The sequence below is a fragment of the Acidocella sp. MX-AZ02 genome (genome assembly GCF_000306035.1).
Classification (GTDB): Bacteria; Pseudomonadota; Alphaproteobacteria; order Acetobacterales; family Acetobacteraceae; genus Acidocella; species Acidocella facilis.
This window is the reverse complement of the sequence record NZ_JH976209.1, coordinates 372,308-377,170: the sequence shown is the minus strand read 5'-3', so window position 1 is coordinate 377,170 and position 4,863 is coordinate 372,308. Positions and strand designations below refer to the sequence as shown.

The 4,863-nt window shown below is 62.6% G+C and carries 3 protein-coding genes and 1 pseudogene; 2 read left to right on the top strand and 2 right to left on the bottom strand.

The features are described 5' to 3' along the window. Both MXAZACID_RS18385 and MXAZACID_RS14000 read left to right on the top strand, forming a co-directional pair. Positions 1-593: pseudogene (locus MXAZACID_RS18385) on the top strand (DNA mismatch repair protein MutL); the annotation flags it as partial. Positions 594-651: 58 nt separating this feature from the next. Continuing rightward, positions 652-1,059: a ketosteroid isomerase-related protein gene (locus MXAZACID_RS14000; protein WP_008495103.1), complete on the top strand. Its 408-nt coding sequence runs from the start codon at positions 652-654 to the stop codon at positions 1,057-1,059. A 72-nt stretch (positions 1,060-1,131) separates the two neighbouring features. Here MXAZACID_RS14000 and MXAZACID_RS13995 read toward each other — a convergent pair whose 3' ends face one another. Further along, positions 1,132-2,304 (bottom strand): hypothetical protein, encoded by a 1,173-nt coding sequence (locus tag MXAZACID_RS13995; protein ID WP_039885396.1) that lies wholly within the window; start codon positions 2,302-2,304, stop codon positions 1,132-1,134. Between the two features lie 517 nt (positions 2,305-2,821). After that, positions 2,822-4,624, bottom strand: a complete 1,803-nt coding sequence (locus MXAZACID_RS13990) for an alpha/beta hydrolase (RefSeq protein ID WP_008495100.1) — start codon at positions 4,622-4,624, stop codon at positions 2,822-2,824. Between the last annotated feature and the right edge of the window lie 239 nt (positions 4,625-4,863).

Genomic DNA, 4,863 nt, shown 5'->3' with positions numbered 1-4,863 from the left:
CCACCGGACACCCGCTCGGGGCACCTCTGGCGCAGATTCTCGATACTTATGTGCTGGCGCAGGCGCCGGACGGCGCGCTGGTGATCGTCGATCAGCATGCCGCGCATGAACGCCTGACCGAGGAAAGGTTGCGCGCCCAGTTCCAGGAGGGCCGCATCGCCACCCAGCCGCTGCTGGTGCCGGTGGTGGTGGACCTGCCCGCGATGGAAGCGGCGCGGCTGCTGGGGGAGACCGAAACCCTGGCCCGGCTGGGGCTGGAGATCGAGCCCTTCGGCCCCGGCGCGATTCTGGTCCGCGCCGTGCCGGCGGCGCTGAAAGACCCGGACGCCGCCGGACTGCTGCGCGATCTGGCGGAGGAATTCGCCGAGGCCGGCGCGCCCTTGGCGCTGGAGGCGAAGCTGGATGCCGCCCTGGCGCGGCTGGCCTGTCATCGCTCCATCCGCGCCGGGCGGCGGCTGCAGCGCGAGGAGATCGACGCGCTGCTGCGCGAGATGGAGGCCACGCCGCGCGCCGCCACCTGCTCGCATGGCCGCCCGACCTTCCTCAAGCTCACCCGCGCCGATCTGGAAAAACTCTTCGGCCGCAGCGGCTGATCGGCTTGCCAGCCGCGCTTGCGCGCTCTCTTGTAGGCACGCCAACAAGGAGTACAGGATGCGAGACGAGACCGAGGCGCTGATCGAAGCCTATTACGCCGCCTTCAACAAGGCCGACTGGGAGGCGATGCTGGCGCTGCTGAGCGAGGATGTCCGCCACGACATCAACCAGTCCGAAACCCAGACCGGCAAGCCCGCCTTCCGCGCCTTCATGGCGGAAATGCAACGCTGCTACGCCGAGCGCCTGGAAAATATCCAGATCCTGTCCGACAAATCGGCAACCCGCGCGGCCGCGGAATATGTCGTGCATGGGCGCTATCTCACCACCGCCGAGGGGCTGCCGGAGGCCAAGGGCCAAAGCTATGTGCTGCCCGGCGGCGCCTTTTTCGAGGTGGCGGGTGGCCGGATCACCCGTGTCACCAATTATTATAATCTGCAGGACTGGCTGGACCAGGTTTCAGCCTGAAACGAACCTCGCCTGAAACGCAAAAAGGCCGGCGCAAGCGCCGGCCTTTCCCTTTTGTTCGAAGCGGGAGGCTTAAAACAGCACACCGCCCTCGAGGGTGCCAACGAACTGGAACTTGTCCCTGCCGCTGGTGCCGTAGCCGTAGGACACGCCCTGATACTTGTTGTTCAGCAGGTAGAAGCCACCGGCGTTCACGCGGGCATAGAGGTCCTTGTACTGCCAGGTCGGGGCCAGAGCGAAGCCGACGCCCTCGGACTTCGGACCGACAAACCAGCTGCCCGCACCCTGGGAGTTCTCATACTCGACCCAGCCGCCCAGCGAGTAGGGGCTCTTGCCGAAGGTGTAGTTGCCAAACAAGGCCGCGCCCAGATTGGCGGTGGTCTTGTTGATGCCCAGCTGGTGGTTGGTGTGGGCGTACACATATTGCACTTCCGGCACCAGGTTCAGGTTGCCGGCGGTGAAGCTGTAATAGGCGCCGAACATCTGCGAGTTCATGAAGTACGGGCCGTAGCTCGCAACGCTGGTGTTGCTGTAGGTCTTGGCGGTCAGACCCTGGCGGCCAACATTGCCGGCATAATACACGTTCAGCACGTTGTTCGGGTCGATCGTGTAGGTGCCCAGCGCCTGCACGAAGTTGAACACGCCCGTATCCCAGCCATCGCCATATTCGACAGTCGCGGAGAACGGCCCCTTGGTGTAGTTGGCCTCGACGCCGCGCGCGGAGGAGTTCTGCACGTAGAAGATCGAGGTGACGAGCTGCGACGGGTTGAACCAGGGCAGCGAGGCCTCATAACCTTCCAGCGAGCCCAGCTGGCCGGCGGAGATGGTGAAGGGCATGTCTTTCGGCGCCAAGGTCACGTAGCCCTCGTAAAGCGGGCCGGTGACATAATTGCTGACCGAGGTCTGGCCCGGACGCGAGGTCACGGTGCCGGGCGCGATGCTGCCGCCGACGGAACCGATCTCGATATTGAACTGCAGCTCACCGGTGGTCTTCTGCAGCTGGATGATGGCGGAGCCGACATTGGTGCCGACATTGGTGGTGTTGCTGCCATTGCCGCCGGCGGGCATGCCAGACACGGCGAAGCCATAGGCATCGAAGCCGCCGCTCAGGCTCAGCGAACCGAGCGGGCCGCCATCGATATTGATCGCGGTGGGGCCATTCAGCGCGTGCGCCGCATTCATCGCCAGAAGAGAGGACCCGGCGACAAAGCCAAGACCCAGAAGTTGCCGACGCATCGTAATCATTATGCCTCCTGATTGCGCAATCATCCGCGCGTTGTGCCTAAACTTTAACCCGACAACATTCTTGGCGCAGAAACCGCCCCAACAAACGCCATCGTCGGTAATGAATTCGCAATCTACATGCCAACCCCCAAAAATTGCCAGACGAAACAAGCCAGCCTCCCGCTTTGCCCCGACCATGTTGCTGAAATGACACATTCCGCCATCTAGAGGGTTGAGTTTATGGATTTTCCTGCCGCGCGGCGGCGCAGCATGGCGGCACCGACAAAAGCGCCCCGCACAAGGCGGGGCGTTTTTTCCGGTTTCCTGGGAGGGAAAGTTTAGCGGGGCACTGCAAAACATCTCTGGGCGAATGCGCTTTTTTGACTGTCCCGCCGTGGTTTGGGAGGCGGCGCGTCATCCAAGCAGACATTGCGCCAGAGCGTATTCCGTTCACGTTGGCGCACGGGATACGCTCTCGCTTTTTGTTCGAGCGAGCAACTTTATCCGATCAAACGATCTCGTTTGACTGGATGTTGCTCTAGCTGCGCACCGCCACATAGGAGCCAGGGGCCGCCTCCAGCGCCTTGAAGCCGCGCACCTTGCCCGGCTCGCGCGGCGGGACTGTCTCGGCATTCTGGGCGGTGACCCAGCGCTGCCAATCCGGCCACCAGGACCCGGCGATTTCGGTCGCCTCCTTGAACCATTCATCCGGGCTCTCGGGCAGCGCCTCATTGATGAAATGGTTATATTTGCCGCCCTCCGGCGGATTGACCACCCCGGCAATATGGCCCGAGGCGGCCAGCACGAAGCGCACCGGGCCGCCGAAATTGCGCGCCCCCTTATAGGTGCTGGTCCAGGGCGCGATGTGATCCTCCCGGCAGGAGAGGAAATAGCAGGGGATCTTCACCTGGGAGAGATCCACCCCCACCCCCTTCATCGAAATCCCGCCCGGCTGGCAGAGCAGGTTCTTCTGGTACATGTTGCGCAGATAGAAAGAATGCATCGCCGCCGGCATGCGGGTGGAATCCGAATTCCAATAGAGCAGATCGAACGGGAACGGCTCCTGCCCGAGCAGGTAGTTATTCACCACGAAGCTCCAGATCAGATCATTGGCGCGCAGCATGTTGAAGGTGGTGGCCATCTCCGCCCCCTCCAGATAGCCGCGCTTGGCCATCTTCTCCTCGATCTGGGTGAGCTGCTCCTCATCGATGAACACGCCCAGCTCCCCGGCATCGGCGAAATCGGTCAGCGTCACGAAGAAGGTGGCGGAGGCGATGCGCTCATCCCCCGTCGCCGCCATATAGCCCAATGTGGAGGCCAGCAGCGTGCCGCCCAGGCAATAGCCGATGGCGTTCACCTTCGGCTGCTTGGTGATCTTCTCGATCGCATCCAGCGCCGCCAGCACGCCATCCTGCATGTAATCGTCGAAATTCTTGTCGGCCAGCGTCTCGTCCGGATTGACCCAGCTCACCATGAACACGGTATGGCCCTGCGAGACCAGCCAGCGCACCAGCGAGTTTTTCGGCCGCAGATCGAGAATGTAGAATTTATTGATCCAGGGCGGCAAAATCAGCAGCGGCCGGGCCAGCACGTTTTCGGTGCTGGAGCTGTACTGGATCAGCTGCATCAGCTCATTCTGAAACACCACCTGGCCGGGCGAGACGGCGATATTCTCGCCGATCTTGAACGCCTCCGTGTCGGTCATGCGGATGCGCAGATTGCCCCGCCCCTGCTCCAGATCATTGAGCAGGTTGTTGAGGCCGCGCATCAGATTCTCGCCGCCGGTCTCGCGGGTCTTGCGCAGCACTTCCGGGTTGGTGAGGGCGAAATTGCTGGGGGAGAGCGCGTTGATGAACTGGCGGGCGTAGAAATCCACCTTCTGCGCCGTCTTCGGCTCCAGCCCGTCCACCTGGGTCACGACATCATTGATATAACGCGCCGAGAGCAGATAGCTCTGCTTGATGAAATCGAACACCTCATTCTGCCGCCAGGCCGGGTCGGCGAAGCGTTTGTCGCGCGGGTCATGCGCGATCACCGGGTCCGGCTCCTCCCCCACCCAGATCCGCCGCGCGGTGTTCTGCCAGAGCGTCATGTAATCGCGCCACAGCCCCATCTGCGCTTCCATCAGCTGGGAGGGGTTGGAGAGCAGCTTGGCGGTCATTTCCAGAAAGGCGCTGCCGACATTCAGCGGGTCCAGCGCCATTCCCTCCGCCGCCTGGCGCTTCATCCACTCATTCACCAGCTTCTGGCTGCGGGCCGCGATATCCGCCATCGAGCGGCCGAGCGCCTGGGCGTCGGGCAGCTTGATGTCATTCTCCTGGGGCGGCATGGGCGCGTTCATGGCGGGGGCATCCTTTCCGTGGCGTCTATTCTCGGGCTAACAAGGGGCAGGTTCGGCCCAGGCAGAACCCAGGCACGGCAAGCGAAGAGGGGTTAGAAATGGTCGGGCGGCGTTTCGCGGCTTCATGGATATTCTTGGCGGCGACCTCTCTTAGTGGTTGTTCTCAGGCGATTAATTTATACCACAAGGAGGAAGGTGGCGCGATTGCGCAGAACCGGCAACCCCCGCCGGGGACGAAC

Bases quoted from the DNA above. Each gene is read 5' to 3' on its own strand.
- MXAZACID_RS13990 (WP_008495100.1), bottom strand. From the start codon at position 4,624: ATGAACGCGCCCATGCCGCCCCAGGAGAATGACATCAAGCTGCCCGAC.
- MXAZACID_RS14000 (WP_008495103.1), top strand. From the start codon at position 652: ATGCGAGACGAGACCGAGGCGCTGATCGAAGCCTATTACGCCGCCTTC.
- MXAZACID_RS13995 (WP_039885396.1), bottom strand. From the start codon at position 2,304: ATGATTACGATGCGTCGGCAACTTCTGGGTCTTGGCTTTGTCGCCGGG.